This is a genomic window from Clostridium sp. HV4-5-A1G (genome assembly GCF_900184915.1).
Taxonomy (GTDB): Bacteria; Bacillota; Clostridia; order Clostridiales; family Clostridiaceae; genus Clostridium_B; species Clostridium_B aromativorans.
This window is the reverse complement of the sequence record NZ_FXYI02000285.1, coordinates 1-2,689: the sequence shown is the minus strand read 5'-3', so window position 1 is coordinate 2,689 and position 2,689 is coordinate 1. Positions and strand designations below refer to the sequence as shown.

General features: G+C 34.1%; 3 protein-coding genes. 1 reads left to right on the top strand and 2 read right to left on the bottom strand.

Features of this window, described 5'->3' with window-relative positions:
* The first annotated feature begins 95 nt into the window (after positions 1-95).
* Positions 96-518 carry a YaaR family protein gene (locus J5G60_RS17780; RefSeq protein WP_150355948.1) on the top strand — a complete coding sequence of 141 codons (423 nt, stop codon included), beginning with the start codon at positions 96-98 and terminating at the stop codon, positions 516-518.
* Positions 519-622: 104 nt separating this feature from the next.
* Here the strand turns inward: J5G60_RS17780 and J5G60_RS17775 are convergent, their stop codons facing one another.
* The gene (locus J5G60_RS17775) at positions 623-1,894 is read right to left on the bottom strand and encodes a M14 family metallopeptidase (RefSeq protein ID WP_150355949.1); all 1,272 of its coding nucleotides are present in this window, start codon (positions 1,892-1,894) and stop codon (positions 623-625) included.
* 76 nt (positions 1,895-1,970) lie between these two features.
* Positions 1,971-2,492: a gamma carbonic anhydrase family protein gene (locus J5G60_RS17770; protein ID WP_150355950.1), complete on the bottom strand. Its 522-nt coding sequence runs from the start codon at positions 2,490-2,492 to the stop codon at positions 1,971-1,973.
* Positions 2,493-2,689: the final 197 nt, after the last annotated feature.

Genomic DNA, 2,689 nt, shown 5'->3' with positions numbered 1-2,689 from the left:
CGTCAGATGTGTATAAGAGAAACATATTATATATAATAAATTTGAGAGACAATATTCAGTTTTAAATTTTTAAATAAAAAATATGGAGGTGCTTTATGGAAATTTCTAGAATTGGAAGAGCTTCTTCTCCTTCCTCAAACAACAAAAATATAAAAGTAAAAAAAGATTTTTCCCAAAGCTTCAACTCTCAGATGGAAAAAAAATCAGAAGAGCAGCTTAAAAATATGTTTGATGAAATCAAAAAAAGAGGAAACAGATTATCTATAACAAAATGCTATTCAGATGTTAAAATTTATAAAAAGATAATAAAAGAATATTTGGAATCCGTTTTAAAATATATGTACAATGTAAAAAAAGATATAAGTTTTTGGCAGACACAGTACTTTATAACAGTGGATACTATAGATAAGAAATTAGAAGAGCTCACTGAGGCTCTTATAAACGATCAAAAATCAAATCTGGATGTGGCCGCTACTATAGATGACATAAGCGGCCTTCTGGTAGACATATATAAATAGAGTCACTAGTCCAGAGTTCAGAGCTTCAGATAATCTTTTTATATTAATACCAGAAGATCTAAAACCATCCACTGCCCTTAACTCTTTACTATTTAATAAAATTGCTATATAACTGAAGCTAGAAGAAGAAGTTCTTCATTTTCATTGTATATTTGATCAAACTGATTTATAGGGAGAGGATTAATCCCTCTACCCACTTCTATAGTAAAGCCAGGCTTTCCGTGATCCTGTATAAACCAATCCTTGTATCCCGAATAGGATGCTATACCAGTAGTTTCTTCCAGCCTGTATCCGCTCACTTCAGAGAACAACTCTGCTATTCTCCTCGACTCTGGAGGAGTCAAAGCATTATATTGCCAGTAAATAACCTGTCCCTGACTGTGATACGCCAGTACCAACCTAAAATCATGATTATTTGTGAAATTGACCATTGTCCTGGTTTCTGGCTCTGATTCAGCATAAGGCCCTGAATATCTGGTAGGTCCTGGACCGTACACACCGTAGGAAGGCTCGGATTCCTTTGAGAGCTGCCAGTTTGCATTATAATTATGATTGAGATCAACTCCCCTGTTATTTGCTTCCCAATCTCTAGAAAAATCAGCACTACCTCTATTCCACCTTATAAGCTCATAATAATAGGGGTTATCTCTAGCTAATCCATTCAAAACAAGATCTACTCCATCAGGGTTAACCATAGGAACTATATATATACTGCTCCTGCTCCATATATCTCCTATATTATATCCTCTTATATTTTCCCCTTCCGAATAGGCTCTGGCAAAATTTTCTATAAACTTCATTAAAAGAGGTGTTGTTATCCACTCCAAAGCATGGTGGGAACCATTATAAGATACTTGATTACCCCCTACCCCAAGTCTCACATAATGCAGCTGCCTTCCAAGAACACTTTCACCAGCACTACCTACAGTTATAAAGGGATATCTACCTTTAAGCCCCATAAGATCTGTCTCCAGTACATCATAAGTATAATATATGTTTGTATCCACCACATCTGTGCTGTAGGGCACTTTAATTGTATTCCCCGGAATTAGGCCCAAGGGCTCTATGAGTGGATTGGCCGTTATTATTTTATAAACCTGAGTTCCATATTTTCTACTTATGCCGTATAACGTATCCCCTGGCTTAATAATATAATTGTCATATCCCAATATAAAGCTATGCAGTACCCTATAAGTGTCCGGCCCTATTATTCCGTCCTGTATCAGTCCATTATTTCTCTGAAAATTTCTGACAGCCTGTTCAGTTTGTATACCATATATTCCATCTATAGGTCCAGGATCGTAGCCTATCTTTTTCAAAGTTGCCTGTATCTGCATTACCTGGCTTCCTCTAGAACCCAATTTGAAGTTCGGCATTATACACTCTCCAAATATTATTGACACTATATTCTATACTTTATTTATAAAATAAGTGATATATATTTTACGCAATTTACTCCCTAATAACATATTGCTTATAGTTTTCGGCCTCTATGATATAGCCTTTTGCAGAATTTCTAAGGAATTCTTTCTCCTCCTCTGTAAGCTCTCTCACAACTTTTGCGGGAGAACCCATGCACATCACTCCAGAAGGTATTTTTTTATTCTTAGTTACAAGGCTTCCTGCTCCTATAATAGTATATTCACCTATCTCTGCATTATCTAATATTATGGAACCCATACCAATTAAAGAGTATTTTCCAACTTTGCCTCCGTGTATTATCGCATTATGCCCTACAGTAACATATTCTCCTATTTCTATAGGATTCATCCCCTCACTAGTATGAAAAGTGCAATTATCCTGTACATTGCTTCCCTTTCCCACATATATATAATTTACATCACCTCTTAGCACAGCTCCAAACCATATATTTGCATCTTCATAAATTTTAACTTTTCCTATAATCTCTGCATTGTCTGCTATAAAGCAGTTTTTTCCTATTTCCGGCATGTAATTTTTAAATTTTCTTATCATATGACTTAATCTCCTTCGCCTTGTATAAACTATATTCTGATATTAATTATAAACTATTTTTAGTTAAACGTTAAAATGATCCATAAGTTTATTTATAATAATAAAACTAAAATAACCTCATAAAATACAATCTATTTAAAAATCACAGTGGAAAATGACATATAATATAAATTGAACTTTTATGAAATATATAATAT

Bases quoted from the DNA above. Each gene is read 5' to 3' on its own strand.
- J5G60_RS17780 (WP_150355948.1), top strand. From the start codon at position 96: ATGGAAATTTCTAGAATTGGAAGAGCTTCTTCTCCTTCCTCAAACAAC.
- J5G60_RS17775 (WP_150355949.1), bottom strand. From the start codon at position 1,894: ATGCCGAACTTCAAATTGGGTTCTAGAGGAAGCCAGGTAATGCAGATA.
- J5G60_RS17770 (WP_150355950.1), bottom strand. From the start codon at position 2,492: ATGATAAGAAAATTTAAAAATTACATGCCGGAAATAGGAAAAAACTGC.